At 71.6% G+C, this 26,788-nt stretch carries 28 protein-coding genes and 1 tRNA gene; 13 read left to right on the plus strand and 16 right to left on the minus strand.

Going from position 1 to position 26,788, the window contains the following annotated elements; genetic code table 11:
* Both AAG827_RS00805 and AAG827_RS00810 read left to right on the plus strand, forming a co-directional pair.
* Positions 1 to 642 (plus strand): SAF domain-containing protein (locus tag AAG827_RS00805; protein WP_341923863.1); only part of this gene is annotated, 642 nt, incomplete at its 5' end.
* A 65-nt stretch (positions 643 to 707) separates the two neighbouring features.
* The gene (locus AAG827_RS00810; protein ID WP_341923864.1) at positions 708 to 1,076 is read left to right on the plus strand and encodes an MscL family protein; all 369 of its coding nucleotides are present in this window, start codon (positions 708 to 710) and stop codon (positions 1,074 to 1,076) included.
* Positions 1,077 to 1,102: 26 nt separating this feature from the next.
* Here the strand turns inward: AAG827_RS00810 and AAG827_RS00815 are convergent, their stop codons facing one another.
* On the minus strand, positions 1,103 to 1,300 hold the full coding sequence (locus AAG827_RS00815) for a hypothetical protein (RefSeq protein ID WP_341923865.1): 198 nt from the start codon (positions 1,298 to 1,300) through the stop codon (positions 1,103 to 1,105).
* A complete protein-coding gene (locus tag AAG827_RS00820) occupies positions 1,300 to 2,538 on the minus strand; it encodes an LCP family protein (RefSeq protein ID WP_341923866.1) in 1,239 nt (412 codons plus the stop codon). The genes AAG827_RS00815 and AAG827_RS00820 overlap by 1 nt, the downstream gene beginning before the upstream one ends.
* 149 nt (positions 2,539 to 2,687) lie before the next feature.
* Here AAG827_RS00820 and AAG827_RS00825 point away from each other — a divergent pair.
* Positions 2,688 to 2,760: transfer RNA gene (locus AAG827_RS00825), tRNA-Arg, on the plus strand.
* A gap of 26 nt (positions 2,761 to 2,786) precedes the next feature.
* A complete protein-coding gene (locus tag AAG827_RS00830) occupies positions 2,787 to 3,983 on the plus strand; it encodes a YibE/F family protein (RefSeq protein WP_341923867.1) in 1,197 nt (398 codons plus the stop codon).
* A gap of 1 nt (position 3,984) precedes the next feature.
* Here AAG827_RS00830 and AAG827_RS00835 read toward each other — a convergent pair whose 3' ends face one another.
* Complete coding sequence (locus AAG827_RS00835) at positions 3,985 to 5,163, minus strand: saccharopine dehydrogenase NADP-binding domain-containing protein (RefSeq protein ID WP_341923868.1); 1,179 nt, start codon at positions 5,161 to 5,163, stop codon at positions 3,985 to 3,987.
* A 50-nt stretch (positions 5,164 to 5,213) separates the two neighbouring features.
* On the opposite strand from AAG827_RS00835, the gene AAG827_RS00840 reads away from it, so the two are divergent.
* Together AAG827_RS00840 and AAG827_RS00845 are read left to right on the plus strand one after the other, a co-directional pair.
* Positions 5,214 to 5,483 carry a DUF2277 domain-containing protein gene (locus AAG827_RS00840; RefSeq protein ID WP_341923869.1) on the plus strand — a complete coding sequence of 90 codons (270 nt, stop codon included), beginning with the start codon at positions 5,214 to 5,216 and terminating at the stop codon, positions 5,481 to 5,483.
* Positions 5,480 to 6,310 carry a Sir2 family NAD-dependent protein deacetylase gene (locus AAG827_RS00845; RefSeq protein WP_341923871.1) on the plus strand — a complete coding sequence of 277 codons (831 nt, stop codon included), beginning with the start codon at positions 5,480 to 5,482 and terminating at the stop codon, positions 6,308 to 6,310. The genes AAG827_RS00840 and AAG827_RS00845 overlap by 4 nt, the downstream gene beginning before the upstream one ends.
* Here the strand turns inward: AAG827_RS00845 and AAG827_RS00850 are convergent.
* Together AAG827_RS00850 and AAG827_RS00855 are read right to left on the minus strand one after the other, a co-directional pair.
* A complete protein-coding gene (locus AAG827_RS00850) occupies positions 6,303 to 6,668 on the minus strand; it encodes a hypothetical protein (protein WP_341923873.1) in 366 nt (121 codons plus the stop codon). The genes AAG827_RS00845 and AAG827_RS00850 overlap by 8 nt on opposite strands.
* A 194-nt stretch (positions 6,669 to 6,862) precedes the next feature.
* Positions 6,863 to 7,549: a metal-dependent transcriptional regulator gene (locus AAG827_RS00855; protein WP_341923874.1), complete on the minus strand. Its 687-nt coding sequence runs from the start codon at positions 7,547 to 7,549 to the stop codon at positions 6,863 to 6,865.
* 78 nt (positions 7,550 to 7,627) lie between these two features.
* Here AAG827_RS00855 and AAG827_RS00860 point away from each other — a divergent pair, with 78 nt between their 5' ends.
* The 3 genes from AAG827_RS00860 to AAG827_RS00870 are packed head-to-tail and all read left to right on the plus strand — an operon-like array spanning position 7,628 to position 11,279.
* Entirely contained in the window at positions 7,628 to 8,950 is a 1,323-nt protein-coding gene (locus AAG827_RS00860) for a deoxyribodipyrimidine photo-lyase (RefSeq protein ID WP_341923875.1), read from the plus strand.
* Positions 8,947 to 9,699 (plus strand): hypothetical protein, encoded by a 753-nt coding sequence (locus tag AAG827_RS00865; protein WP_341923876.1) that lies wholly within the window; start codon positions 8,947 to 8,949, stop codon positions 9,697 to 9,699. Before AAG827_RS00860 ends, AAG827_RS00865 begins: the two co-directional genes overlap by 4 nt.
* A complete protein-coding gene (locus AAG827_RS00870) occupies positions 9,696 to 11,279 on the plus strand; it encodes a glycoside hydrolase family 13 protein (protein ID WP_341923878.1) in 1,584 nt (527 codons plus the stop codon). Before AAG827_RS00865 ends, AAG827_RS00870 begins: the two co-directional genes overlap by 4 nt.
* Here the strand turns inward: AAG827_RS00870 and AAG827_RS00875 are convergent.
* From AAG827_RS00875 to flgN, 11 genes are all read right to left on the minus strand, one after another.
* Positions 11,263 to 11,706 carry a MarR family transcriptional regulator gene (locus AAG827_RS00875; protein ID WP_341923879.1) on the minus strand — a complete coding sequence of 148 codons (444 nt, stop codon included), beginning with the start codon at positions 11,704 to 11,706 and terminating at the stop codon, positions 11,263 to 11,265. The genes AAG827_RS00870 and AAG827_RS00875 overlap by 17 nt on opposite strands.
* The gene (locus AAG827_RS00880) at positions 11,703 to 11,945 is read right to left on the minus strand and encodes a hypothetical protein (protein WP_341923880.1); all 243 of its coding nucleotides are present in this window, start codon (positions 11,943 to 11,945) and stop codon (positions 11,703 to 11,705) included. The genes AAG827_RS00875 and AAG827_RS00880 overlap by 4 nt, the downstream gene beginning before the upstream one ends.
* The gene (locus AAG827_RS00885) at positions 11,903 to 13,351 is read right to left on the minus strand and encodes an MFS transporter (protein ID WP_341923881.1); all 1,449 of its coding nucleotides are present in this window, start codon (positions 13,349 to 13,351) and stop codon (positions 11,903 to 11,905) included. Before AAG827_RS00885 ends, AAG827_RS00880 begins: the two co-directional genes overlap by 43 nt.
* A 162-nt stretch (positions 13,352 to 13,513) precedes the next feature.
* Positions 13,514 to 15,940, minus strand: coding sequence for a methyl-accepting chemotaxis protein (locus tag AAG827_RS00890; protein WP_341924036.1), 2,427 nt, complete (start codon positions 15,938 to 15,940; stop codon positions 13,514 to 13,516).
* Between the two features lie 5 nt (positions 15,941 to 15,945).
* Positions 15,946 to 16,473: a chemotaxis protein CheW gene (locus tag AAG827_RS00895; protein ID WP_341923883.1), complete on the minus strand. Its 528-nt coding sequence runs from the start codon at positions 16,471 to 16,473 to the stop codon at positions 15,946 to 15,948.
* Complete coding sequence (locus AAG827_RS00900) at positions 16,470 to 18,749, minus strand: chemotaxis protein CheA (RefSeq protein WP_341923884.1); 2,280 nt, start codon at positions 18,747 to 18,749, stop codon at positions 16,470 to 16,472. Before AAG827_RS00900 ends, AAG827_RS00895 begins: the two co-directional genes overlap by 4 nt.
* Before the next feature lie 102 nt (positions 18,750 to 18,851).
* Positions 18,852 to 19,088: a carbon storage regulator CsrA gene (csrA, locus tag AAG827_RS00905; RefSeq protein ID WP_341923885.1), complete on the minus strand. Its 237-nt coding sequence runs from the start codon at positions 19,086 to 19,088 to the stop codon at positions 18,852 to 18,854.
* A 94-nt stretch (positions 19,089 to 19,182) separates the two neighbouring features.
* On the minus strand, positions 19,183 to 19,623 hold the full coding sequence (locus tag AAG827_RS00910) for a flagellar assembly protein FliW (RefSeq protein WP_341923886.1): 441 nt from the start codon (positions 19,621 to 19,623) through the stop codon (positions 19,183 to 19,185).
* 32 nt (positions 19,624 to 19,655) lie between these two features.
* Positions 19,656 to 20,546, minus strand: a complete 891-nt coding sequence (locus AAG827_RS00915; protein ID WP_341923887.1) for a flagellin — start codon at positions 20,544 to 20,546, stop codon at positions 19,656 to 19,658.
* A complete protein-coding gene (flgK, locus tag AAG827_RS00920) occupies positions 20,546 to 21,940 on the minus strand; it encodes a flagellar hook-associated protein FlgK (protein ID WP_341923888.1) in 1,395 nt (464 codons plus the stop codon). Before flgK ends, AAG827_RS00915 begins: the two co-directional genes overlap by 1 nt.
* 1 nt (position 21,941) lies before the next feature.
* A complete protein-coding gene (gene flgN / locus AAG827_RS00925; protein ID WP_341924037.1) occupies positions 21,942 to 22,418 on the minus strand; it encodes a flagellar export chaperone FlgN in 477 nt (158 codons plus the stop codon).
* Positions 22,419 to 22,688: 270 nt separating this feature from the next.
* Between flgN and AAG827_RS00930 the strand changes: the two genes are divergently transcribed.
* The 4 genes from AAG827_RS00930 (at position 22,689) to AAG827_RS00945 (ending at position 26,783) form a co-directional block, all read left to right on the plus strand.
* The gene (locus AAG827_RS00930; RefSeq protein WP_341923889.1) at positions 22,689 to 23,534 is read left to right on the plus strand and encodes a sigma-70 family RNA polymerase sigma factor; all 846 of its coding nucleotides are present in this window, start codon (positions 22,689 to 22,691) and stop codon (positions 23,532 to 23,534) included.
* A 201-nt stretch (positions 23,535 to 23,735) separates the two neighbouring features.
* Positions 23,736 to 24,863: a flagellin gene (locus tag AAG827_RS00935; protein WP_341923890.1), complete on the plus strand. Its 1,128-nt coding sequence runs from the start codon at positions 23,736 to 23,738 to the stop codon at positions 24,861 to 24,863.
* 131 nt (positions 24,864 to 24,994) lie between these two features.
* Positions 24,995 to 26,335: a flagellar filament capping protein FliD gene (gene fliD / locus AAG827_RS00940; protein ID WP_341923891.1), complete on the plus strand. Its 1,341-nt coding sequence runs from the start codon at positions 24,995 to 24,997 to the stop codon at positions 26,333 to 26,335.
* Positions 26,336 to 26,402: 67 nt separating this feature from the next.
* On the plus strand, positions 26,403 to 26,783 hold the full coding sequence (locus AAG827_RS00945) for a flagellar export chaperone FliS (RefSeq protein WP_309649192.1): 381 nt from the start codon (positions 26,403 to 26,405) through the stop codon (positions 26,781 to 26,783).
* The last annotated feature ends 5 nt before the right edge of the window (positions 26,784 to 26,788 follow it).

Below are 26,788 nucleotides of genomic sequence, written 5' to 3' on the forward strand. Positions count from 1 at the left end.
CGTCGGGGGATGGACTCCCTGACCCGCGTCCGCCGTGTCGCCCTCGCCACACGACGAGCCGTCCTGCGCCGTCGTCGGCTGCTGGCCTCGGCACTCACCGCCGTGGCGGTGGCAGCCGGCCTGCACGCGGTCGCCGCACCGCCCGAGCCGACGACCGGGGTCGTCGTGGCGGCCCACGACCTCGCCGCCGGCACCGTGCTCGCGCCCGGTGACCTCACGTCGGTGGACCTGCCGCCCGGTGCCGTCCCGTCCGAGGTCGTCGACGACCCTCTGGGGCGGGTGCTCGCGGGACCGGTGCGCGCCGGCGAGCCGCTGACCGACGTGCGCCTGGTGGGGCCCACCCTGGTCGCCGGCCGCTCCGACCTCGTCGCGGCGCCGGTGCGGCTCCCCGACGCCGCGATGGCCGACCTGCTGCAGGTCGGTGACCTGATCGACCTGGTCGCGGCCGACCCGCAGCGCGGCACCAGCGAGGTCGTCGCCGCCGCGGTGCCCGTGCTGGCCCTGCCCCGTTCCTCGCCGGCGGCTGGTGCAACGGGACTGCCGGGCAGCCTCGTGGTCGTCGGGCTGGGCGAGGGTGACGTCGGTCCCATCGCAGCGGCGTCCGTGCGCTCCTTCGTGACATTCACCTGGAGCACGGGCTAGTTTCGCGGAGACCCGAGGCCGCGCGCCTCGAGATCCATCCCTCGTCCCATCTCTAGGAGCGGCACATGTCCGGGTTCAAGAACTTCATCCTCCGCGGCAACCTGATCGACCTGGCCGTCGCGGTCATCATCGGCACCGCCTTCACCGCGGTCGTCACCGCCTTCACCGGCATGCTGATGTCGGCCATCGCCAAGGTCAGCGGCGGCAAGGAGCCCAACTTCGACACCTTCGCTCCCGGCGACGTGCTGATCGGCCCGTTCCTGACCGCGATGGTGGCGTTCCTGATCCTGGCCGCGGTCGTCTACTTCTTCGTCGTCACGCCCTACGTGAAGGCCAAGGAGAAGTTCTTCCCCAGCCCGGAGCCGGGCACCCCCGAGGACGTCCGACTGCTCCAGGAGATCCGCGACCTGCTGGCCAACCGCCCGCAGGTCTGACCCACCGGATCACCGATGGTGCCGTCTCACCCGTGGTGGGGCGGCACCTGCGCCTTGAGCCACGCCTCGGAGGCGTCCTCACGCGGCGCCGACCCGGGGTCGCGCTCGTCGCTCGTGGTGTCGGGCAGGGCGTCGCCGAAGATCTCCGCGAGCCGCTTCCTGCGCTCCCAGGCGGACTCCGCCGGGTTCGTGTCGCGCCCCGGCTGCTCAACCTGCTCAGCCATCAGGCGCACAGCCCGGCGGCCTCGCGGGCCGCGGCCACGTCCTCGTCGGGCTCGCTGGGAGACGCACCGTCGCTCGGGGACGCCCCACCGCTGGGTGAGCCGGAGCCGGGCAGCTCGCCGGCGTTGATCGCACCCGAGCTGAGGCGGCGGCTGAGCGGCTCGTCGTCGACGACCTTCTGCCACACGTCGTCGGCCTCGGGGAGCCACACGACGCGCCCCTCGAAGCCCTCGCGGGTGTCGTACTCGAACGGCACGGTGACGAACTTGATGTTGTCGAGGCCGATGTTCTTGAAGCCCAGGCCGGCCTTGCCGATCTTGAAGACGTTCTCCAGCCCGGGGTCGACGATGAGCGACTTGGTGGCGGCGTTGAGGAAGCCCACCAACCGGTCGAAGCGGGCCAGGGTGCCCCCGGAGACGACCTTGTTGGCCATGGCGGCGATGAACGCCTGCTGGCGGGCGATGCGGCCGATGTCGGAGCCGTCGCCGAGCGTGTAGCGGGCCCGGACGTAGTTGAGGGCCTCCTTGCCGCGCACCTCGCGGGTGCCGGCCGGGATGTTGATGCCGTGCTCGGGGTCCTCGATGTCCTCGGGGATGCAGACCTCGACGCCGTCGATGGCGTCGACCATGTCGCGGAAGCCGGAGAAGTCGACGACGACGAAGTGGTCCACGAAGACCCCGGTCAGCTGCTCGAACTGCTGGATCGTGCACGCGGGGCCGCCCAGCGCGAAGGCGGTGTTCCACTGCTCGTTCTCGCCGCCCGGGATGGTCTCGCCGTCCTCGGTCTTGCAGTCGGGACGGGTCACCAGGGAGTCGCGCGGGATGCTGACGCCGTAGGCCTGCTTCCGGTCGGCCGAGAGGTGCATCAGGATCGTGGTGTCCGAGCGGGCGCCGTCGCCGGTGAGCCCGTCGATGTTGTTGCCCTCGCCCTCGCGGCTGTCGGAGCCCATCACCAGGATGTTGAGCGGCTCCTGCGGCACGTCGGAGGCCTGGTCCTGCTTCTCGGGGCGGTTCTCGAGCTGGCTCGAGACGTCGAGCACCGTGAGGTTGTCGTTGAGGTGGCGGTAGATGAAGACCACCGAGAGGCCGGTGACCATCCCCAGGACGATCAGCGTGCTGAGGAGCACCTTGCCCACGACGTGGGTCCGCGGCGCCTTGCCACGGCGTCGCCCCCTGGTCGTGGCGGGCGAGACCTGCTCAGCAGCACGCTGCTCAGCGGGGTTCGACTCAGCGTCGGACATGCATCACCCTTCGGGGCGGGGACGTGGGCGCACCTGTACATCGTGACGGTCAACTCAAATAGTCGCCCTGACCCGCCGGTAAGGCCAAACCGGCGGTGCGCGGGGCCGCATTCGTCAGGGCGGCACCGGGCTGACAAAATGACCCCCAAGCCCCAGTAGCTCAGTGGATAGAGCAGCCGCCTCCTAAGCGAAAGGTCGCAAGTTCGACTCTTGCCTGGGGCACACCGCAGGACGACGCCAGGAGACCCATGGGGCACGGACACGGCCATTCCCACCGCGCGGGCGGCGAGGACGACTTCGAGGTGGACCGGACGCCGCGCCTGGTGCTGCTGACCGCCCTGGCCCTCGTCGCGGTCGTCACGCTCGTGGGGCTGGCGCTGCTGTGGCCCGACGGCGACGCCAAGGACGAGCTCCAGGGCTCGGTGGGCTTCGCGGCGGAGGGCGTGACCTTCCCCGAGGCGGTGGTGCGCGAGGTGCAGCGCGCGTGCGCAGCCGACGAGAACCCCGCCGAGGCCGGGTGCGGGCGGATCCGGGCGATCGTCGACGAGGGCGCGAGCGAGGGCACCCAGGTGCTCGTCGACGTGCCCCCTCAGATCAGCGACTCCGGCCTCGACCCCGGCGACCGCATCGAGCTGGTCCGTCAGCCGCAGGAGGGCGAGGGCCAGTTCGGCTACTTCGGCACCGAGCGCTCGAGCCCGCTGTGGATCCTGACCATCGCGTTCGTCGTCGTGGTGCTCGGGATCGCCCGCCTGCGCGGCCTGATGGCGCTGCTCGGCCTGGCGTTCGCCAGCGTCGTGGTGCTCGGCTTCGCGGTCCCGGCGCTGCTCACCGGCGAGCCGGGCATCCCCGTGGCCCTGGTCGCGGCGACCGCGATCATGTACGTCGTCCTCTACACGACCCACGGCTTCTCGGTCCGCACCAGCACCGCGCTCGCCGGGACCCTGGCCGGCCTCGCGATCACCGCCGCGGTCGGGTGGTGGGCGGTGCGCTCGACGCACCTGTCCGGCATCGCCGACGAGAGCGGCGGCTTCCTCACGACCTTCGCCGGCGAGATCAACTTCCAGGGCCTGCTGACGGCCGCCGTGATCATCGCCGGGCTCGGCGTGCTCAACGACGTCACCATCACCCAGTCGTCGGCGGTCTGGGAGCTGCGCGCCGCCTCGCCGACGATGAGCCGCACCGAGATCTTCACCAGCGGCATGCGCATCGGGCGCGACCACATCGCCTCGACGATCTACACGATCGTGTTCGCCTACGCCGGGACCGCGCTCACGCTGCTGCTCGTGCTCCAGCTCTACGACCGGCCGATGACCGACCTGATCGGCACCGAGGAGATCGCCGAGGAGATCGTGCGCTCGCTCACCAGCAGCATCGGCCTCGTGCTCGCCGTGCCGATCACGACGTTCTTCGCCGCCCTCACCGTGCCGGGGGCACGCGAGGCCTGACTCAGGCCAGCGCCTCGAACGTGATGCCCTGGGCGTGCAGGCGGGCGAGCAGGTTGTCGCCCATCGCCTGGGCGGTGGTGACCTGGCCGGCGGTGGCCGGGTTGTCGTCGAAGGCCAGGCACAACGCCGACTCGGCGAGCATCTTGGCGGTTTCGCCGTAGCCCGGGTCGCCCCCGGAGACGCGCGTGTGGATCGTGCGTCCGTCGCCCTCGCCGATGAAGTCGACGGTGAACCACGACTTCTCGCGCTTGGACGCGTCAGGGCCCTCCCCCTGCTTGATCCGACCGAGCATCAGGTTGCGCAGCGGCTTGACCTGCGCGGCCAACGCGATGGCGCCGACCCCGGCGGCTCCGCCCGCGGCGTAGTGCAGCGTCTTGGTGCCGGCGAAGTGGGAGTAGCGGAACTTCGGGCCGTACGCCGCCAGGGCGGCCCCCGAGCGCTGGACGACGAACGGGTCGATCGTCGGCATCGGGAGCAGCCAGAAGCCGAGCTGCTTGTCGCGGTGGGGCTTGCCGCCGACCGCGCGCGAGGAGCGACCGTCGGCCGGCTTGGGCTCGACCCGACGACGAGCGGTGGAGGCCTCCTTCATCTGCTTCGGCCGCGACATCGCGGTCATGGCCGAGTGGAAGGTGCCGCCGGAGAACATGCCGCTCGCACGGACCACACCGCGCACGGAGACCGGGCCGGACGCGGCGAGCTGCTGGACGGTGTACATCGCGCCCAGGTCGTGAGGGATGGAGTCGAAGCCGCACGCGTGCACCAGTCGGGCACCGGAGGCGACCGCGGTCGCGTGGTGCGCGACGTACATCCGGTCGACGAACTCCGGCTCGCCGGTGAGGTCGACATAGTCGGTGCCGGCCTCCGCGCACGCGGCGACGAGCGGCTCGCCGTGCGTGAGGTAGGGACCGACGGTGGTGATGACGACCTTGGTGCGCCCGGCGACCTCGGCCAGCGAGGCCGGGTCGGCGGCGTCAGCCACGAGCAGCGGCAGGTCGGCCAGCTCGGGGTGGTCGGCCGCGAGGTGGGCGCGGACCCGCTCGAGCTTCTCCTGGCTGCGACCCACCAGGGCCCAGCGCAGCCCGCTCGGGCCGTGCTCGGCGAGGTAGGTGGCGGTCAGGCCACCGGTGAAGCCGGTCGCCCCGAAGAGGACCAGGTCGAACTCGCGGGAGGTGTCATCCATGGGCTCATCGTGGCACCTCGCGACACCGTGCTGCGACGTAGTCTCGTCCCATGTGCCGCAACATCCGCCCGCTCAACAACTTCGAGCCCCCGGCCACGCGCGACGAGGTCACGGCAGCCGCGCTGCAGTACGTCCGCAAGGTCAGCGGGACCACCAAGCCCTCGCAGGCCAACCAGGCCGTCTTCGACCAGGCGGTGCGCGAGATCGCGCACCTCACCCAGCACCTGCTCGACGACCTGGTCACCACCGCACCTCCGAAGGACCGTGAGGTCGAGGCGGCGAAGGCCCGGGCCCGCGCCGACCTCCGCTACGCGCGGTGACCCGGACCTCGGTCGACGTCGACGAGCGCGACGCCGCGCTCGCCCTGCTCCTCGACCGCCCCCTCGTCGTGTTGACCGGGGCCGGGCTGTCCACCGACTCCGGGATCCCCGACTACCGCGGCCCGGGCTCCCCCTCGCGCATGCCGATGACCTACCAGGAGTTCGTCTCCGGCCCCGAGGCCCAGCAGCGCTACTGGGCACGCAGCCACCTGGGGTGGGGCCGCATGCGGCGCGCCGAGCCCAACGCCGGCCACCGTGCGCTCACGGCGCTCGACCCGACCCTGCTGATCACGCAGAACGTCGACGGGCTGCACGAGGCCGCCGGGTCGCGGTGGCTGGTGGCGCTGCACGGCCGGATCGCCGACGTCGTGTGCCTCACCTGCCGGGCGACGACGTCGCGGCGGTCGTTGCACGAGCGTCTGGCCGCCCTCAACCCGGGCTTCGACGAGCAGCACGCCCTCGTCGAGACCCGTCCCGACGGCGACGTCGACCTCGAGGAGACCGCGGGCTTCGTGGTGCCCGGGTGCGTCGACTGTGGCGGGGTCCTCAAGCCGGACGTGGTGTTCTTCGGCGAGAACGTCCCGCGGCCGCGCGTCGAGCGCTGCTACGCCGCCGTCGACGCCCTGGCCGGGACGGACGGGGCGCTGCTGGTCGCCGGCTCCAGCCTGACCGTGATGACCGGCTTCCGGTTCGTCCGCCGCGCGACCACGCTGGGCGTGCCGGTGGTGATCGTCAACCGGGGCGCGACCCGAGGTGACGACCACGCGACGGTGAAGCTCGAGGTCGGGTGCAGCGACTTCCTGGAGGCGCTGGTCGCGGTCAGCTGACCATCTGGACGGGGCTGAGGTCCTCGGGGGAGTCGGCCACCTGCCCCCGCACCTCGCCGAGCAGGTCGGCCACCTCGTGGACCTGGCTGCGCTCCACCGACATCGGCGAGCCTGAGAGCCGCTCGGCGGCGAGGTCGGCCGGCAGCCGGACGCCCATGCGCAGGCGGTAGGTGGTGTCCTCCAGGGTGAAGCCCACCTCGTCGACGACCGCGGCGTGGAAGCCTCCGTCGGCATCGAGGATGATCACCGACTCCTCGCGGTCGAGCCCGCGCTCCAGCCGCGTCTCGCTGTGCAGCACCTCCACCGACGCGCACTTGGCCAGCGCGTCGGCGTAGATGGGGACGGCGATCAGCTCCATGGTGCTACCTCCTCTGGGACAGGCCCCCCGGCCACTCCCCCTGAGAACGCGCGACGGTGCGACGCGGTTACGGTCTCAGGACCAATGGTCTACCCCCACAGGTATAAATCTCAAGTACCTGCCCGGGGTGTCGATGGTGAGGGGTCGAAGTCCCTCCACGTGGTCAGAGGTCCGTCACACGACGGAAACACGCGTCAGAGGCGTCGGACGAAGATGTGATCGGCCGCGTCGGGAGCGATCTCGGCGGTCTCGCCGCCCGAGCCGACGAGGACGCCCTCGCCCGTCGCGATGATCGTGACGGTCTTGTCGGGGATGGCCCCGACACGTCGCATGGCGCTCATCAGGGACTCGTCCTTCTGCATCTCCTCGGAGATCCGGCGCACCAGCACGCGGACCTCCTCGGGCCCGGCCGCCTGCGAGAGGGACTCGACACCGTCCATGAAGTCCTCGCCGACGGCGCTCTGGCCGAGCTCCTCGAGGCCGGGGATCGGGTTGCCGTAGGGCGACTCGGTCGGGTGGTCGAGCAGCTCGAGGAGCCGGCGCTCGACGGTCTCCGACATCACGTGCTCCCAGCGGCAGGCCTCCTCGTGCACCAGCTCCCAGTCGAGCCCGATGACGTCGGTGAGCAGCCGCTCGGCGAGCCGGTGCTTGCGCATCACCCGGGTGGCGAGCTGGAGGCCGACCTCGGTGAGCTCGAGGTGCCGGTCGCCCTCGACGGTCAGCAGCCCGTCGCGCTCCATGCGTGCCACCGTCTGCGAGACGGTCGGCCCGCTCTGGTGGAGGCGCTCGGCGATGCGCGCGCGCAACGGCACGATGCCCTCCTCGACCAGCTCGTAGATGGTCCGGAGGTACATCTCGGTGGTGTCGATCAGGTCGCTCACCCGCCCATTCTTGCGCATGACCCTGCTTCCGCCCGCCTGGCCTACTCCCGGTGGTGCGGTCCTGGCAGGCTGGAGCCGATGCCTGCCGTGATGTGGTTCCGCCGCGACCTCCGCCTCCATGACAACCCCGCGCTCCTCGCGGCCGTCGACGAGGGGGAGGTCCTCCCGCTCTTCGTGCTCGACCCCGCGCTCTGGGGCCCGGCGGGCGCGGTGCGCCGGGCCTACCTCGGCGCCTCCCTGCGCTCGCTCGCCGCTGACGTGCCGCTGTGTGTGGTCGAGGGCGATCCCGTACGACGCGTGGTGCAGGCCGCCCGCGAGGTCGGGGCCGCGCAGGTCCACGTGGCTGCGGACTTCGGGCCCTACGGCCGCGAGCGCGACGAACGCGTCGCGGCCGCCCTGGCCGAGGCCGGGATCGAGCTGGTGCGCACCGGGTCCCCCTACGCCGTGGCGCCGGGCCGGGTGACGAACGGCAGCGGGGCGCCCTACAAGGTCTACACACCGTTCTCCAAGGCCTGGGCCGACCACGGGTGGCGCGGCCCGGTCGACGCCCCCACGGACGTGACCTGGCTGACGGTCGGCGACACCGTCGAGATCCCCGACGACACCGCTCCCGAGGGCGTCGAGCTGCCCCCCGCCGGGGAGCGGGCGGCCCACGATCGCTGGGCCGACTTCCTCGACCGCGTCGCCGACTACGACGACGACCGCGACAAGCCCGGCGTCGAGGGCACCTCACGGATGTCGGTCCACCTCAAGTGGGGCGAGATCCACCCCCGCACGATGCTCGCGGACCTCGCGCCGCTGCGCAGCGCCGGCGCCGCGACGTACCGCAAGGAGATCGCGTGGCGGGAGTTCTACGCCGACGTGCTCGCCGCCCAGCCGCACACGGCCCGCGACTACCTGCGCCCCGACTACGCCCGGATGCGCTACGACGAGCCCGGCAGCGCCTTCGACGCCTGGCGCGAGGGCCGCACCGGCTTCCCCGTCGTCGACGCCGGGATGCGCCAGCTGCGCGCGACCGGCTGGATGCACAACCGGGTGCGGATGATCGTGGCCAGCTTCCTGGTCAAGGACCTGCACCTGGAGTGGCAGCACGGCGCGCGGCACTTCATGGAGTGGCTCGTCGACGGCGACCTGGCCTCCAACCAGCACGGCTGGCAGTGGACCGCGGGCAGCGGCACCGACGCATCGCCCTACTTCCGGGTCTTCAACCCGACCAGCCAGGGCAAGAAGTTCGACCCCCGCGGCGACTACGTGCGGCGCTGGGTGCCCGAGCTCGCCGACGTGCCCGACCCGCACGACCCGAGCCCCGACGACCGCGACCTGGTCGGCTACCCTCCGCCGGTCGTCGACCACGGCGAGGAACGCAAGGAGGCGCTCGCGCGCTGGGAGGAGATCCGATGACCGAGCTCATCGTGCCGAGCCGCTTCTGCGGTCCGCCCTCGTCGGGCAACGGCGGCTGGACCGCAGGAGCCCTGGCCACGCTGGTCGACGGCGGTGGGTCGCTCGGGGCGACGGTGACCGTCTCGCTGCGCCAGCCCCCGCCGCTCGACACCCCGATGCCGGTGGCCGAGGACGACGGCTGGACCGTGGCGTCGTACGACGGCAGGGCAGCCGTGCGCGCCCGCGTCGACGAGCGCCCGCTCACCACCGTGGAGCCGGTCGCGCTCGACGAGGCCCTGGCCGCGGAGGCCCGCTTCCCCGGCCTGGAGCACCACCCCTTCGCCACCTGCTTCGCGTGCGGCACCGCACGGGAGGAGGGTGACGGCCTGCGGATCTTCCCGGGTCGCGTCGACGACGTCGACGGCTTCACCCGTGCGGCGGCGACCTGGACGCCGCACGTCAGCACGGCGGACCCGGACGTCGAGGCGGGCGAGGACGCGCACGCCTCCCTGCCCGCGACCTGGGCCGCCCTCGACTGCGTCGGCGCCTGGGGCGCCGACTTCGGCGAGCGGCTGATGGTGCTGGGCTCGATGACCGCCAGGATCGACGCACGACCGAGGATCGGAGAACCCCACGTGGTGATCGGCAGCTCGCGCGGCCAGGACGGCCGCAAGACCTTCACGGCCGCGACCCTCTACGACGCGGACGGGCGGGTGGTCGGCACCGCCGAGCACCTCTGGATCGCGATCGACCCGGCGGCGTTCGCATGAGCGCGCCCGGCACCGTCGGCGCCGAGTGGTGGCGGCACGCGGTCGTCTACCAGGTCTACGTCCGCAGCTTCGCCGACGGCGACGGCGACGGGGTCGGCGACCTGCCCGGGATCACCTCCCGGTTGCCCTACCTGCGCGACCTCGGTGTCGACGCCGTGTGGCTGACGCCGTTCTACCGCTCGCCCCAGCACGACCACGGCTACGACGTCGCCGACTACACCGACGTCGACCCGCTCTTCGGCTCGCTCGCCGACGCCGACGACCTGGTCGCGACCGCCCACGACCTCGGGCTCAAGGTGATCGTCGACCTGGTCCCCAACCACACCTCCAGCGACCACGTGTGGTTCCAGGCCGCCCTGGCGGCGGAGCCGGGCAGCCCCGAGCGGGCGCGCTACCTCTTCCGCACCGGCCGTGGTGACGGCGCGAGCGAGCCGCCCAACAACTGGATGTCGGTCTTCGGCGGGCCGGCGTGGACCCGGGTCGGGGACACCGACCAGTGGTACCTCCACCTCTTCGACACCAGCCAGCCCGACCTCGACTGGCGCAACCCCGAGGTCGCCGCGATGTTCGTCGACGTGCTGCGCTTCTGGCTCGACCGCTCGGTCGACGGCTTCCGCGTCGACGTCGCCCACGGCCTGCTCAAGGAGGCGAGCCTGCGTGACCAGCGGCGCGCCGACGTCACGGCCGGGGAGACCTTCGAGGTCGGCGGTCACGAGGACGACGAGCCGATGTGGGACCAGCCCGAGGTGCACGACGTCTACCGGCAGTGGCACGCGGTGCTCGCCGACTACGACGGCGACCGCATGGCCGTGGCCGAGGCCTGGACCACCACCGTCGAGGCCAACGCGCGCTACGTCCGCTCCGACGAGCTGCACCAGGCCTTCAACTTCGACTGGGTGATGGCGCCGTGGTCGGCCGACGCGTTCGCCGAGGTCGTCACCACCACCCTGCCGGCGATGACGGCCGTCGGCGGGGCGCCGACCTGGGTGCTGAGCAACCACGACGTGCACCGCCACGCGACCCGCTACGGCGGCGGCGAGACCGGCCGGGCGCGAGCCCGTGCCGCGACGCTGGTCTCGCTGGGGCTGCCCGGCTCGGCCTACCTCTACCAGGGCGAGGAGCTCGGGCTCGAGGAGGTCGACGTCGCCCCCGACGACCGGCAGGACCCGTCGTGGTTCCGCACCGGCAAGCCCGGTCGGGACGGCTGCCGCGTGCCGATGCCCTGGGCGGGCGACCACCCGCCGTACGGCTTCGGACCCGGGACGGGACAGCCCTGGCTGCCGCAGCCGGACAGCTGGGCGGCGCTGACCGTCGAGGCGCAGGAGGGTGTGGACGACTCGACGCTGGAGTTCTACCGACGCGCGCTCGCGGAGCGGCGGCGCTGGACCGATGCTCCCGACGAGGTGTCCGTCGACGTCGCGGGCGACGTGCTGACCGTGGTGCGGGGCGACCTGACGATCGTCCTCAACTGTGGCTCGTCACCGGCACCCCTGCCGGACGGGACCGTCGTCGCGGCGAGCGGTCCGGTGGGCGACGCCCTCCCGGCCGACACCGCGGTGTGGCTCACTCCGGCTGGCTGAGCGCCTGGTTGTAGCGGCCGAGCTCCGCGACGAAGCCGGAGAGCTCGTCCGCGCTCCAGTCGCCGAGCTGCTCGTCGAGCCACTTGCGACGGTGCGCGGTGACGTCGGCCAGCCGGCGCACGGCATCGTCGGTCGCCGAGAGCAACGACGCGCGACCGTCCTCGGGGTCCTGGGACTTCTCGACGAGGCCGAGGTCGAGGAGGTGCTGCACCTGGCGGCTGATCGCGCCCTTGTCGATGGCGAAGATCTCCGCGATCACCGAGGAGCGGGTCGGCCCGTGCTCGGCGAGGTAGCTGAGCATCAGGTAGGAGGAGGGCTGCAGGTCCTCGTGGACCAGCCGGGCCCGCACCCCGATCACCCGCTTGACGCGTCGCACCAGGACGCCGACCTCCTGCTCGAGCTGGCGCAGGGAGTCGGCGCGGTTCATGCCTGAACCGTAGCGGTGTCGGTGTCCTCGCGGTCCTCGGCCGCGACGTAGTTGGTGGTGCGCAGCGGCACCTCCTTGATGAACAGCACGCAGATCAGCGCGACGGCCGCGAACGGGGCGGACACCAGGAACAGGTGACCGACCGCGTCACCGAACGACGACTCGTAGAGCGCACGCACCGGCGCCGGGAGGGCGCTCAGGTCGGGGATCGAGTGGCTCTGGTGGGACGTGGACTCCACGCCCATCGAGCTGAGGCCGTCGCGGACGCTCGAGGCGACCTGCGAGGCGAGCAGCGCGCCCAGGGCCGAGACCCCGATCGAGCCGCCCATCGAGCGGAAGAACGCGACCACCGAGCTGGCGGCGCCTCGGCGCGACGATGCAGAACCTCGTGCTCGCCGTGCAGAACAACACCCGCATCGAGGACATGGGTGCCGAGGCCGACCAGCGCCATGGAGGCGCCGACCAGGACCAGGTCGGTCTTCTCGTCGATCTGGCCGAGCAGGGCGAGACCCACGATGACCAGGACCATGCCGCCCACGAGCCAGCGCTTCCACAGCCCCGTGCGGGTGATGATGCGACCGGTGACGATCGAGGAGACCAGCAGCCCGCCGACCATCGCGATCGACATCAGGCCGGCCTCGGTGGGGCTCATGCCGCGGGCGAGCTGGAAGTACTGCGACAGGTAGACCGTCGCGCCGAACATCGCGATGCCGACCATGACGGAGGCTGCGGTGGCGAGTGCCGTCGTACGGTCCTTGAAGAGGCGCAGCGGGATGATCGGGTCGTCCGCGACGCGGGCCTCGACGTAGAGCGCGGCGGCGATGACGAGCGCACCACCGACGAGCATCACGGCCGTGGTGGCGGAGACCCAGTCGAACTGCTGGCCGGCGAGCGAGACCCAGATGAGCAGGATGCTGACGCCGGCGACGATGAGGGTGGCGCCGAGGTAGTCGATGCTGACGTCGCGTCGCACGACGGGCAGGTGCAGCGTGCGCTGGAGCACCACGAAGGCGAGGGCCGCGACGGGGAGGCCGACGAAGAAGCAGCCGCGCCAGCCCAGCGGGCTGTCCACGATCAGGCCGCCGATGAGCGGGCCGCTGACCGTGGCGAGCGCGAAGACGGCGCCGATGTAGCCGGAGTAGCGACCGCGCTCGCGCGGGCTCACCATCGTCGCGATGACGACCTGCACCAGGGCGGTGAGGCCGCCGACCCCGAGGCCCTGGACGACGCGGGCGCCGATGAGGACGCCCATGGTGGGGGCGAAGGCCGCGATCAACGAGCCGACCGAGTAGATCACCAGGGCCGACTGGACCAGCAGCTTCTTGCTGAAGAGGTCGGCCAGCTTGCCCCAGATCGGCGTGGTGGCCGTCATGGCGAGCAGCGTCGAGACCACGACCCACGTGTAGCCGGTCTGGCTGCCGTCGAGGTCGGTGATGATCCGCGGCAGGGCGTTGGTGACGACGGTGCTGGAGAGCATCGCCACGAACATCGCGAGGAGGAGGCCGCTGAGGGCCTCCATGATCTCGCGGTGCGTCATCTGCCCCGCCGCCCCTGCGGACGGCGTGGACGCGGTGCCCGAGGTGGGCCCGGGCGTGGGCCCTGATGCGGACGGGGTGACGACCTGCGACACGGAGGCTCGATTCATGGGGACCAGAAGGTTGACTTCCGCAACCATATTCCCGATTCGTTGCTCCCGGCAACCAGATGTGTCCCACCCCACCCGCCGAGTCGGCGCGATGGCGCACTCCGGACGCCGAGTCGGCGCGATGGTGCACAGGTTCGTGCAACACCGCGCCGACTCGACCTGCTAGACGGTGAAGCGGCTGACCAGGTCCTTCAGCTCGGAGGCCATCGTGGCCAGGTCGGTCGCCGACTGGAGCGTGTTCTGCGCACCCTGACGGGTGTCGTCGGCGGCGCTCGCGACCTGGGTGACGTCCGAGGCGATCCCGTTGGCGCCGGCGGCGGCCTCCGTGACGCTGCGGGCGATCTCGTTGGTCGTGGCGGTCTGCTCCTCCACTGCCGAGGCGATGGTGGTCGAGATGTCGTTGATCCGACCGATGACCTCGGAGATCTCACTGATCGCCGTGACCGCACCCTGGGTGTCGCCCTGGATGGCCTCGATCTTCTGACCGATGTCCTCCGTGGCCCGTGCGGTCTCCTTGGCCAGCTCCTTGACCTCGTTGGCGACCACCGCGAAGCCCTTGCCGGCGTCGCCGGCCCGAGCCGCCTCGATGGTGGCGTTGAGTGCGAGCAGGTTGGTCTGCTGGGCGATCGAGGTGATCACCTTGATGACCTGGCCGATCTCGGCGCTGGACTCCCCGAGGTTGGCCACGGTGCCCTGGGCCGAGCTGGCCACGCCCACCGCTCCGGTGGCGACGGAGGCCGCCTCGGTGGCGTTCTGGGCGATCTCGCGGATGCTGGCCGTCATCTGCTCCGCAGCGCTGGCCACGGTCTGGATGCTCGCCGAGACCTGGACCGAGGCGCCCGAGGCGCTCGCGGCACGGTCCGAGGTGAGGGTCGCACCCTCCCCCATGCCCTGCGACAGGATGGTCAGCTGCTCGGAGGCCACGGCGAGCGAGTCGGCGGTCTGGCCGATGTTGATCATGCTCTCGCGCAGCGTGGTGATCAGGGAGCTGAGGCCGCCGGCGAGCTGGCCGACGGCGTCGTCGCCGCCGACGTCGAGCTGCTGCGTGAGGTCGCCCGCGCTGGCGGCGCGCACGACGGCCAGCACGATGTCGACCTTCTCGGCCATCTCGGCGGCGGCGGCCCGCTCCTGGCTCTCCTTCTCGATCCGCTCGAGGGCGGAGGAGACCAGACGACCGACGTTGCGCAGCGCGTCGAGCCGACCCGGCGCCGGGCGCAGGATCTCGGTGGTGAAGAAGTCCATCGTCGCCGTGACCTTGCCCCCCATCATCACCGGGAAGCAGACGCCGGACTTGACCCCCACCCGCTGGGCCACCGGGGCCCGCACGCAGTCGGTCATCTCGCCGATGTCCTGGGTGAAGAACAGGTCCTCGGTGGCCCAGGCACGACCCGACAGGCCGACGCCCCGGGCGAACGACGACTCCAGCGTCACCTTGCGGAACTCAGGACCCGCGTCGCCCGACTCGACCTGGAACTTCAGCGTGTTGTCGGAGGGGTCGATGGCCCAGTAGGACCCGTAGGCCCAGCCGAACTCCGCACGCACCGTGTCCAGGGCGATCTGCACGGCCTGGTCGACCGAGGACGCCGCGCTGAGGCTGGCCAGGACCTTGTTGACCGCGGCGTTGTCGGCCATCGACTCCTTGGCCACGGCCTCCTTGGCCAGGCGCTCGAGCGCTCCGGAGACCAGCCGACCCACGTTGCGCAGGGCGTCGAGGCGCTCGGCACTGGGGCTCAGCGTCTCGGTGGCGAAGAAGTCCATGGTCGCCACGACCTGACCGTCCATCAGCACCGGGAAGCAGACCCCCGACTTGACCCCCACCCGCTGGGCCACCGGGGCCCGCACGCAGTCGGTCATCTCGCCGATGTCCTGGGTGAAGAACAGGTCCTGGTTGGCCCACGCGCGACCCGACAGGCCGACGCCCCGAGCGAACGACGCCTCCAACGTCACCTTGCGGAACTCCGCACCCGCGTCACCGGACTCCAGCTGGAACTTCAGCGTGTTGCTGGCCTCGTCGATGGCCCAGTAGGACCCGTAGGCCCAGCCGAACTCGGAGCGCACCGTGTCCAACGCGATCTGCACGGCCTCGTCGACCGTGCGTGCGGTGCCGAGGCCGGCCAGCACCTTGTTGACGGCAGCCGAGTCGGTGACGGACTCCTCGAGACGGCGCTCCGCGGCGAGCTTGTCGGTGATGTTGTCCCACGTCGCCATCGCGCCGACGTAGGTCCCGTTCTCGTCGCGGATGGCGTGGACGGTCAGGTCGAGGGTCTCGGGACCCACCTGGATGTTGGCACGCCGCGGCAGGTCGCTGCCGTCGCGCAGGAGCTGGCGCTGGTGCTGGGGGTGCTTGTGGAAGATGTCGATGTTGGCGCCCACGATCTCGTCGATCGAGATCGGGACCCAGTCGGCGAGGCGCAGCAGACCCTCGCGGGTGGCCTCGTTGACGTAGGTGATGGTGAGGTCGAGGTCGCAGAGCATGACGCGCGTCGGGATGGCGTCGAGCACGCCGGGCAGCGACCTGAGGTCCACCGCCTGAGGTGCCGCCGCGGCCCTGGGCTTGCTGCGGCCGTTGACGCTGGGCCTGGTGTCCATCTCGGTCACGGTGTTCCTCCGGTTGTGGTGTGGGGTGCGGTAGCTGGGGTGAGGGCAGGAGCGGGGTTCTCGGGGGCGGTGGCCACGTCGACCGCGCGGTCGGCGTCGACCACGAGGAGGATCGAGCCGTCGAGCGGCATCACGCCGCGCACGACGTCCTGGATGCTGCTGGGCAGGTTGGCCGGGGTGGGCTGGAGCTCGGCCCCGGCGATGGTGATCACGTCGCCGATGTCGTCGACGAGGAGGGAGACCACCTCGCCGCGGCTGCGCACGATGACGTTGGCGGGCAGCTCACCCTCGGCACGGGGCGGCAGCCCGAGGCGGCAGCGCAGGTCGAGGGCCGTGACGATCTGGCCCCGCAGGTTGATCAGGCCGTGCACGGCGTGCGGCGCCCGCGGCACGGCGGTCATCCGCTGGTAGCGCAGCACCTCCTGCACCTGCTCGACCGGCACTCCGAGGAAGAGCCCGTCGACCCAGAACGTGCAGCACTGCTGGCCGGGGGCCATGACCTCGCGGGTCGTGGCGGTCGTCATGAGATCAGCTCCAGGGGTCGTACGACGGCGTCCAGGTCGACCAGGTCGGTCACCCGGTCCTGCACGACGGCCGAGCCCAGCACGCCGGAGCGGCGCCCCACCTCGGTGGCGACGATGGCCTCGTCGACCACGTCGAGCACCTGGTCGATGACGATCCCGACGCGGTGACCGTTCTCCTCGTGGACGACCACGGAGATCTGCTCACGCTCGCCGGGGGTGTCCTGGAGACCGATGGCCGGGGCCAGCCGGAGGAGCCGCAGGATGCCGTCGCGGTACTGCACGACCTCGCTCGAGCCCGAGCGCTCGATGCGGGAGGAGTCGAACTCCTCCAGCCTCGAGACCGCGGTCAGCGGCAGGGCCGCCCGACGACCGTTGGAGACCTCCAGCACCAGCAGCGCCTGGCTGCCGACATCGGCGCTCACGGCGGCGGTGTCGGTGAACTCGGTGGGCGTCAACGCCCGGACCCGGGCGATGCCCCCGACGTCGAGGATCAGCGCCACCTGGCCGTCGCCCATGATCGTGGCACCGGCGTAGACCGGCAGCGCCTTGAGCTGTCGACCGATCGGCTTGACCACGATCTCCTGGGTGTCGTGGACCTCGGCGACGCACAGCCCGAAGCGGATGTCGTCGGCCTGCACGACCACGACCGTGAGGGCCTCGGTCTCGGGGCGCAGCCCGGTCAGGGTCTCGCCGAGCGAGACCAGCGGCAGGAGCCGACCGCGCAGGCGCAGGACCGGGGCACCGGCCAGCGTGTCCACGCTGTCGCGCAGGTCCTGGCCCTCGAGGCGCACGAGCTCGACGAGGTTGGCCTGCGGGATCGCGTAGCGCTCGCCGCACTCCGCGACGACCAGCGCGGGGATGATCGCGAGCGTGAGCGGGATCCGCACCCGGCACGTGGTGCCCGACCCGACGGTGCTGAGGATGTCGACGCTGCCGCCGATGCGCTCGATGTTGGTGCGCACGACGTCCATGCCGACACCGCGCCCGGAGACGTTGGTGACCGCGGCCGCGGTCGAGAAGCCCGCGCGAAAGATCAGGTCGAGCACCTCGCGGGGCTCCATGCGGGCGAAGGCCTCGCGCGTGATGACGCCGCGCGACACCGCCGCCTCACCGATCTTGACCGGGTCGATGCCGGCGCCGTCGTCAGCGATCTCGATGACCACCTGACCGCTCTCGTGGTAGGCGCGCAGGTGCAGGTGACCGGCCGGCGACTTGCCGGCTGCGACGCGGACGTCGCGCGGCTCGAGGCCGTGGTCCAGCGCGTTGCGGACCAGGTGGGTGAGCGGACCCTTGAGCGCCTCGAGCAGCGAGCGGTCGAGCTCGGTGTCGTGGCCCTCCATCTCCAGCTCGACCTCTCGGCCCAGCTGGTGGGCGAGGTCTCGCACGATGCGCGGCATCTTCGACCAGACCTGGGCCATGGGCTGCATGCGCGTGCGCATCACGTTCTCCTGGAGCTCGCTGGCCACCAGGTCGAGTCGCTGCGCGGCGCGGCCGAGCTCGATGTCGTCGGAGGCCTCGGCGCGCTGCAGGATCTGGTTGCGGGTCAGGACGAGCTCGCCCACGAGCTGGACGAGGCTGTCGAGCAGCTCGATGTCGACGCGGACCGAGGAGTCCACGACGCCGCGCTTCTCCGTGCCGTCCCCCGGCTCCTCCGCCACGGCGGCGGGAGCGGACGGGGCGGGCGGGGACGGCGCGGACGGGGCCGGCTCGGGCTCGGCGGGCACGAGCGGCACTCGGTCCTCGATCACCTCGGGCTCGGGCGCGGGCTCGGGCTCGAGCACTGCTGCCGGCTCGGGCTCCGGGGCCGACTCGGCGACCGGCTCCGGAGCAGGCTCCGACTCCTCGGCGGGCGCCCCGGCCTCGGCGTCCGGGGCTGCGGCCCCTTCACCGTCGAGGACGCGCTGCAGGGCGGCGACGACCACGTCGACGTCGACCGCGGGATCGGTGTCGAGACCGTCGCGCTCGACCCCTTCGAGAAGGGCCCGGACCGTGTCGACCATCGACAGCAGGACGTGGGTGACGTCGGCGTCCATCGTCATCTTGCCGTCGCGCAACCGGGACAGCAGGTTCTCGCCGACGTGGGTCAGGCTCTCGAGGCGGTGGAAGGCCAGGAAGCCGCTGGTGCCCTTGATCGTGTGGATCGTGCGGAAGACGCTGGAGAGGAGCTCGCGCGAGCCCGGGGAGCGTTCGAGCTCCACCAGGTCACGGTCGAGGTGGTCCAGGTTCTCGTGGCTCTCCACGAGGAACTCCTGGATGATCTCGGCATCGTCGTTCATGGGTCCTCCCCCTGCGCTCGGAGCGCGTTGGAGGTCCCATCGGCCCCGTCCGTGGGGAGTTGAGCGATCCGGACGGCCCTCGGGGTGCAGGGCCGAGCTGGTCTACTCCGGTCGGTTGCGCAGCGCCTCGGCGAGCGACGCGACGGCCTGCTCGCTGGGCGACGCGGCGTCGCGGTTGCTGGACTCGAGGGCCTCGAGCAGCTCGGCACGGTGGACCGCGACCGAGCGCGGCGCGTCGATCCCGACGCGCACCACGTCGCCTCGGACCTCGAGGATCGTGATCGTCACGTCGTCCCCGACGACCACGCTCTCGCCGGCGCGGCGACTCAGTACCAGCATGGGGCCCACGCTACCGCCAGGGCGGGCGTACGGCGGGCACGTCCCGCGCCGCCGTGCGTCACCGGGCGCGTCACCGGGCGCATCACCGGGCGCGTCAGCCGAGCAGCGGGGTGCTGATGGAGAGCGCCGGGTCGTCGAGGATGACCTGGCACGCCTTGCGGGTGACGGTGTTGACCAGCACCGGCGCGACGAGGTTGGCCGTGGTGCTCCCGAGCGAGTCACCGGCGTTGAGCACCACCAGCACGAGCACGTCGTCGGCGCTGCTGATCTCCAGCTCGGCCACCGTCGCGTCGTCGATGACCGGGGCGTAGTCGGGGAAGAAGGCCGACGGCGGCAGCACGAGGAACCGCAGGTCGGGGTCCTCCAGGGAGCGCAGGGCGCAGAGCACGCCCCCATCGCTGGACCCGTCGCCGGACCCCGCGCTGGACCCGTCGTCGCTCCCGCCGAGGCTGTCGAGCTGGACGAGCGCGAACTGCCGCAGGTCCGGGAAGCCCGGCAGCGGCTGGACGAGCTCGATCACGGGGATGTCGGGCATGGGTCTCCTGAGGACGGCGGCAGCACTGCGGATCATCGCAGAAAGTCCAGCAGGCTCGGCTGCATGACGCGGGCTGTCGAGGCCAGGGCCGCCTGGTAGGCGACCTCCTGCATCTTCAGGTCCACCATCGCCCGGGGCAGGTCGGTGTTCTCCACCTCGGAGAGCGAGGTGGTGAGGTCCAGGACCGCGTCGCGGCCACGTTGCGCGGCCTGCTCGACCCGGGAGAAGCGCGCACCCGCGGTGGCCCGGACCGAGCCCAGGTCCTCCAAGCGTCCCTCGAGGGCGGCCAGACCGGTGCGGATCCCGGGCGTGTCACCCGTGCGCAGCGAGAGCACGAGCGCGTCGAGGTCGTCGAAGAGCGAGGCGCCGTCAGGACCCACGACGTCGGTGCCGAGCACGTCGACGCGCACCTTCACGCCCTCGGCGATGGTGCGGTTGACGGCGCCGGGCACGCCGACGAAGGCCCCGGAGGCGTCGAAGGCCGCCGGCCCGGAGGTCACCCCGCCGAAGATCGGTCGACCGAGGTAGGTGGTGTTGCCGGCCGCGACCAGACCGTCGCGGATCTGCTCGACCTCGGTGGCCAGCGCGTCGCGGGCGCTCTGCGAGGTGGTGCCGGAGCTCGCCCCCTGGAGGCCCAGCTCGCGGGCCCGGCGCACCTGGTCGGTCATCCCACCCAGGGTCGCGTCGACGACGCCCAGCCAGCCGACGCCGTCCTCGGCGTTGCGGACGAACTGCGTCTGGTCGGCGATCGAGGAGCGCATCCGCATGGCGGCCGTGGTCTGCGTCGGCGAGTCGGAGGGACGGTTGAGCACCCTCCCGGTGGAGATCTGCTCCTGCACCTTGGCCAGTCGGGAGAGCCCGAGCTGGAGCGAGCCGACCGAGCGGTCGCTGAGCATGTTCTGGGTGACGCGCATGGTGGTCATCAGCGCAGCAGTCCTGTCCTGTTGATGAGGGTGTCGAGCACGGAGTCCATGACGCTCATGACCCGCGAGGCCGCCTCGTAGGCGCGCTGGGCCTGGAGCATGGAGACCGTCTCCTCGTCGAGGTTGACCCCTGAGAGCTGCTCGCGGGCACCGTCGACCTGGTGGGTCAGCAGGCTCTGCGAGACCGCCAGCCGCTGCACCGAGGCGACCTCGGTGCCGAAGCTGTTGACGAGTCGCTGGTAGTCGCCGTCGGCCGGGCCGGTCACTCCGAGCAGGTCGGCGTTGGAGCCGTCGAGGCCACCGCCGGTGATCCCCGATGCCGCCACGCCAGCGGGATCGGTCAGGGCGACCGCGAGCGTGCCGGCCGCATCGGAGGCGTTGTAGGAGAAGAGAGGCTGACCCGCGGTCCCGCCCAGGTCGAAGCCGGCCGCGTGCTGGGCGTTGACCGTGTCGGCCAGGGTGCGGGCGACGGCGCTCAGCCCGTCGGCGTACGCCGGGAGCGTCGTGGTCAGCAGGTCGGCGACGGCGCCGACCTCTCCCCGCAGGCTGGTGGGCACCGCGACGGTCGTGGCGCCGGTGACCACGGTGAAGCTGACGGGCTGGCCATCGTCCCCACCGCTCGGGGTCACCCCGCCGGAGATGACGAATCTGCCCGCGTCCTTGCCGGTCACGAGGGCGACCCCGCCGACCGTCACGTCGAGCCCGCCGTCGGTGCGCACCGTGGCGACGGAGCCGGTGAGCTCGGAGAGCCGCAGGGCAAGCTGGTCACGCTGGTCCAGCAGGGTCCCGGCGTCGGTGCCGTTGAGCTTGGCGACCGCGACGTTGGCGTTGGTCGCGGCGAGGTCGGAGGCGACCGTGTTGACCTCGCTCACCATCGCCTGGAGGCGGTAGCGCTGGTCGGACTGCTCGGTCGCGATGTTCGTGGCCTGGTTGCGCAGCGCCCCGGCCAGGGTCTCGGCCCGGGCGAGCAGCTGGCTACGGGCGGCGTCTCCCCCGGGGTTGTTGGCCAGGTCGTGCCAGCCCGATCGGAAGTCCGCCAGCGCGGCGGCCACCCCGTTGTCCCCTGGCTCGCCGATGCCGCTCTCGACCCGCTGCAGCACGCCGGCGCGCACGTCGAGGTAGCTCTGGGCGCCGTGCTCCCGGCGCGCACGGGCGTCGAGGAAGCTGTCGACCATGCGCTCGGTCGCTCCCGTGGCGACACCGCCGCCGACCCCGTCGTAGCGCGACCACATGGCCGGCTGGGCGGGAGCGCCGATGGCCTCGCCCTCCACGCGGCGCCGGGCGTAGCCCTCCGTCGTCGCGTTGGCGATGTTGTTGGCCGCCACGTCCATGGCGACGCGGTTGAAGCGCAGCGCGGTCAGCGCCGTGTTGAGCGAGGACAGGGTCCCAGCCACGTCACAGCCTCCGATCGACCAGCCGCCGCACGGGCGCGCTCACGACCGCGGACCCGTCCGGGCTATAGCTGTCGGTGGCGTCACCGATGGTCAGGAGTGCCTCACGGGCGGCGCGGTAGCCGCTGGTGATGAGGTCGCGGTTGGTGTCGGCGAGCGCCTCCACCTCGGCGGTCATCTTCACGAAAGCATCACGGTGGTCGATCAGGATCGAGCGCCAGGGCTCGTCGACCGACTCGGCGAGGGCGCGCAGCGAGGGGTGGGACGCCAGGCCCGAAGCGGCAGCGGCCTCCTCGGCGGCCACCGCACGCAGGACCTCGGTCTCGCGCAGGAGCTCGAGCACCGACTCCACGTCCTGCGCGGCGCGCATCAGCCACCGCGAGCGGGCGCTGGCGAGCACCATCTGCTCCACCTCCAGCTTGTAGAGCAGCAGCCCGAGCAGCTCGCGCTCACGCCAGAGGATCAAGGAGAGCTTCTCCATCGCGACCACGCCTCCTTCCTCACATGCAGCGGAGTCCGACATCACCTCCATCGGCCACCGACCCCCACCATCTGAGGACTTCCGCGGAGGGGACCGAGCAGTGAGGGACAGTGCACCGGCGGCATGCATCCGGTGCCGATGCACTACTAAGAGGTCGTTTCTGGGGTGTCGCCTAGTCATATCGGGCCACTCCGAGTGGGCCCGGTAGTCACGACCTTCATACCCGTCTTCATACTTCCTTCATCCCTCCCACAGGGTCAGGATGCACATGTGAGCCAGACAACAGCCAGCTTCGAGTCAGCCGACGCCCTCGTCGTCGAGAACATCGCCCTCGTCGGTCACATCGTCCGCGAGACCATGTCCCGAGTGCCGTCCCACGTGAACCGCGAGGACCTCAGCTCGGCCGGCATGATGGCCCTGGTCAAGGCGTCGCGCGCCTTCGAGGCGGACCGCGGGGTCCCCTTCGTCCGCTACGCCGCCACCCGGATCCGGGGTGCGATCCTCGACGAGCTGCGCGGCATCGACTGGGCGTCGCGCGCCGTGCGCCGTCGCAGCCGGGACCTGGACGCCACCCGCGCCCAGTTGGCCGTCACCCTCGGCCGCAGCCCCTCCAACGCCGAGGTCGCCTCGGCCCTGGGCATCCCGGTCACCGAGGTGGAGGGCAACGACGAAGACATCGCCCGCGCCAACGTCCTCTCGCTCCAGGGCACGACCGAGGCCGGCCTCGCCGACACCCTGGTGAGCCCGACCGCCGGCCCCGAGGACATGCTCGAGCACCGCGAGCGGCTGCAGTACCTCGTCGAGGCCATCGACGAGCTGCCCGAGCGCCTGCGCGTCGTCGTGACCGAGTACTTCCTCGCCGAGCGCCCCATGGCCGAGATCGCCGCCGAGCTCGACGTGTCGGAGTCGCGGGTCTCGCAGATCCGGGCCGAGGCACTGGTGCTGCTGCGCGACGCCCTCAACACCGCGCTCGACCCCGACCTGGTCGCCCCGCACCCGCGGCCCGAGGGCTGCGCCGCCCGTCGTCGCGACGCCTACTTCGCCGCCGTCGTCGAGCGGCACGCCGCCGGCCCGCAGCGCGGTGGCCTGAAGCAGCGCCTCGACGCCACCGGCTGAACGGCTCTCCGCCCACCGGCTCACGCACCGACCCCGGCCCGCTCCTCGACCCGAGGAGCGGGCCGTGCTCGTTGCGGGACCGCAACGACGTGCAAAGAAAATCGGTCCAGGTTTTCCTCAGGCCCCGAGGGCCGGGGTCGATCTGGATGCCACGGAGTCCACGGACGGACTCCAGTGGGACTCATACCAGGAGGGAACATCATGAGCCTTCGCATCAACCAGAACATCGACGCCTTCAACTCGTACCGCAACCTGTCGGTCACCCAGGGGCAGATGTCCAAGTCGCTCGAGAAGCTGTCCAGCGGCTTCCGCATCAACCGGGCTGCCGACGACGCCGCCGGTCTGGCCATCTCCGAGGGCCTGCGCTCGCAGGCCGGCGGTCTCAAGGTCGCCGTCCGCAACGCCCAGGACGGCATCTCGGTCGTGCAGACCGCGGAAGGTGCGCTGACCGAGGTCCACTCGGTCCTCCAGCGCATGCGTGACCTGGCCGTCCAGGCCGGTAACGACACCAACAACGCCGACGCCCGCACCGCGATCGCCGGCGAGGCCACGCAGCTGCAGGCAGAGCTGACGCGGATCTCGGGTGCCACGAACTTCAACGGCACCAAGCTCCTCGACGGCTCGGCCAACACCCTGGAGTTCCAGGTCGGCGCCGGCTCCTCGTCGGGCGACAACACGATCTCGTTCAACTTCGACACCGCCGACGTCGCCGCTGTCGCCACCGCCCTCGCCTCGGGCGGCGGCAACGAGTACGCCGTGGTCACCCCGACCGCCGTCACGGGCAACTGGTCCTTCAGCACCACCGGTGTCGTGGCCTCCTCGACGGTCGCCATGGGCGCCGCGGGCAGCCTCACCTCCACCCAGCAGGTGGCTGACAAGCTCAACAGCGACTCCGGCTTCGCGGCCAGCTTCCGGGCGACGGTCAACCAGGACAACGAGCTCGTCGTCAACGCCACCAACGGCGGCACGCTCGCCACGACCGCTCCCGGCACCGGTGGCGCCGCTGGCTCGGCCGTCGCCGGCGGCATCTCCTTCAACACCGCCGCCAACGCCCGCAGCGCCATCAGCGCGATCGACACGCAGATCACCGCGATCTCGACCGCTCGCGCCAACCTGGGCTCGGTGCAGAACCGGTTCGAGCACACCATCAACAACCTCAACGTGGCCATCGAGAACACCTCGGCCGCCGAGAGCCGGATCCGCGACACCGACATGGCCCAGGAGATGATGCAGTTCACCCGGGCGCAGATCCTGTCGCAGGCCGGCACCGCGATGCTCGCCCAGGCCAACTCTGCCCCGCAGAGCGTCCTGAGCCTGCTGCGAGGCTGATCGCACGGCCCCGGGCCACCCGGTCCGGGGCCTCAGCGGCAGCACCGCACCACCCATCGTCCGGGTGGGGGCGAGCACCCCCCCAGCTCGTCCCCACCCGGCACGCCACATCTGCAGGGCAGGAGGACATCGTGGCTACGACCAGCATCAGCGGACTCTCGAGCGGCCTCGACACCGCCAGCATCATCGACCAGCTCATGCAGCTGGAGGCGATCCCGCAGAGTCGACTCAAGACCCGCGTCGCGACGGAGCAGTCGCTCGTCACCACGCTCCAGACGCTCAACACCAAGGTGGCTGTCCTCGCCAGCCGCGCCGAGGCGCTTGCGAAGCCCACCGCCTGGGCGCCGCTCGTCTCGTCCTCGTCGGACAGCGACGTGAAGGTGACCACCGGGACCAACCTCGCGCCCACCAACCTGACGGTGACCGTGACGGCCGTCGCCAAGACCCACCAGCTGGGCTTCGCCACCTCGGCCGCCCTCACCGACCAGGTCACCGGCGCCTCCAACGTCGTGCGGCTCGACCGCTTCGACGGCTCCCCCGTCGACATCGACTCCGGCGACGGCACCCTCGCGGGCCTGGTCGCCGCCATCAACGACCCCGGGAACGCGACCGGGCTGCACGCGGCCGCCGTCCGCGTGGCCGACGGTCAGTACCGCCTGCTCGTCGAGTCGTCGGCAACGGGAGCCGCCCAGGACTTCACGCTCACCGCGCAGGACCTCAGCCCGATGCTGGGCGGCGCCACGGTGCGCAGCGGCACGGACGCCGCTATCGACATCGGCGCCGGCATCTCGGTCGGCTCGACCACCAACACGTTCGCCGACGTTGTCCCCGGCCTGACCCTGACGGTCGCACCGGAGACCACCCTCGGCACGGTCTCGACGATCAGCGTGACCCGCGACGCCACCGGCATCAGCAACTCGGTCAAGGGCCTGGTCGACGCGGTCAACAGCCTCCTCACCGACATCGACACGCAGTCGGCGGCCGGCTCCGCGACCAAGGCCAAGGGGCCCCTGAGCGGCGACGCCGGGGTGCGGGCCCTGCGCAGCGCGGTCATCGACAGCGTGTTCCCGACGGACGGCTCCTCGCTGGCCGACCTCGGCATCGAGGTCGACCGCTACGGCAAGCTCACCTTCGACTCCGCCGCCTTCGCCGGCGCCTACGCCGCCGACCCCGCGGGGGTCGCCGAGCAGTTCACCTCGACCGGCGGCGGCTTCGCCGACCGCGTCGCCACCGTGACCAAGGGAGCCAGCAACCCCTCCGACGGAACCCTGACGGCCGCCATCACCGGCCGCAACTCCGGGATCACCCGGATGAAGACCAGCATCGACGAGTGGGACCAGCGCCTCGAGCTGAGGCGCACCTCCCTCACCCGCCAGTTCACCGCGCTGGAGACGGCGCTCAACCAGATGACCAGCCAGTCCTCGTGGCTGGCCGGGCAGCTCTCCTCGCTGCCCACCAACAGCTCCGGCTGACGCACCACCGGCAGCACCGCTCGACCGCACCACCTGTCCGCACGGGAACGCTAAGGAAGGCAACCCCATGAACACCACAGCGCGCGCCGCATACATGGATGCATCGGTCGCCACCGCCAGCCCTGCTCGACTCCTCGTGATGCTCTGCGAGCGCCTCGTCCTCGACGTACGTCGGGGGCTCGAGGCGCAGCGCGAGGGCTCGATCGAGGAGGCCAACCGCCAGCTGATCCACGCCCAGGAGATCGTCTTCGAGCTGCGCAGCAGCCTGCGTGTCGACGACTTCGAGGGCGGACCAGGCCTGGCCTCGATCTACGACTTCGTCCACACCCAGCTGATCCGCGCCAACATCAGCAAGGACCCCCTGGTCACCGAGGGCTGCCTGCACCTGGTCATGGACCTGTGCGCCACCTGGTGCCAGGCCGCCCAGCAGTCCGCCCTGGCGGGGTGAGCTCG

This window comes from Nocardioides psychrotolerans, assembly GCF_943371775.1.
In the GTDB taxonomy this organism is placed as follows: domain Bacteria; phylum Actinomycetota; class Actinomycetes; order Propionibacteriales; family Nocardioidaceae; genus Nocardioides; species Nocardioides psychrotolerans_A.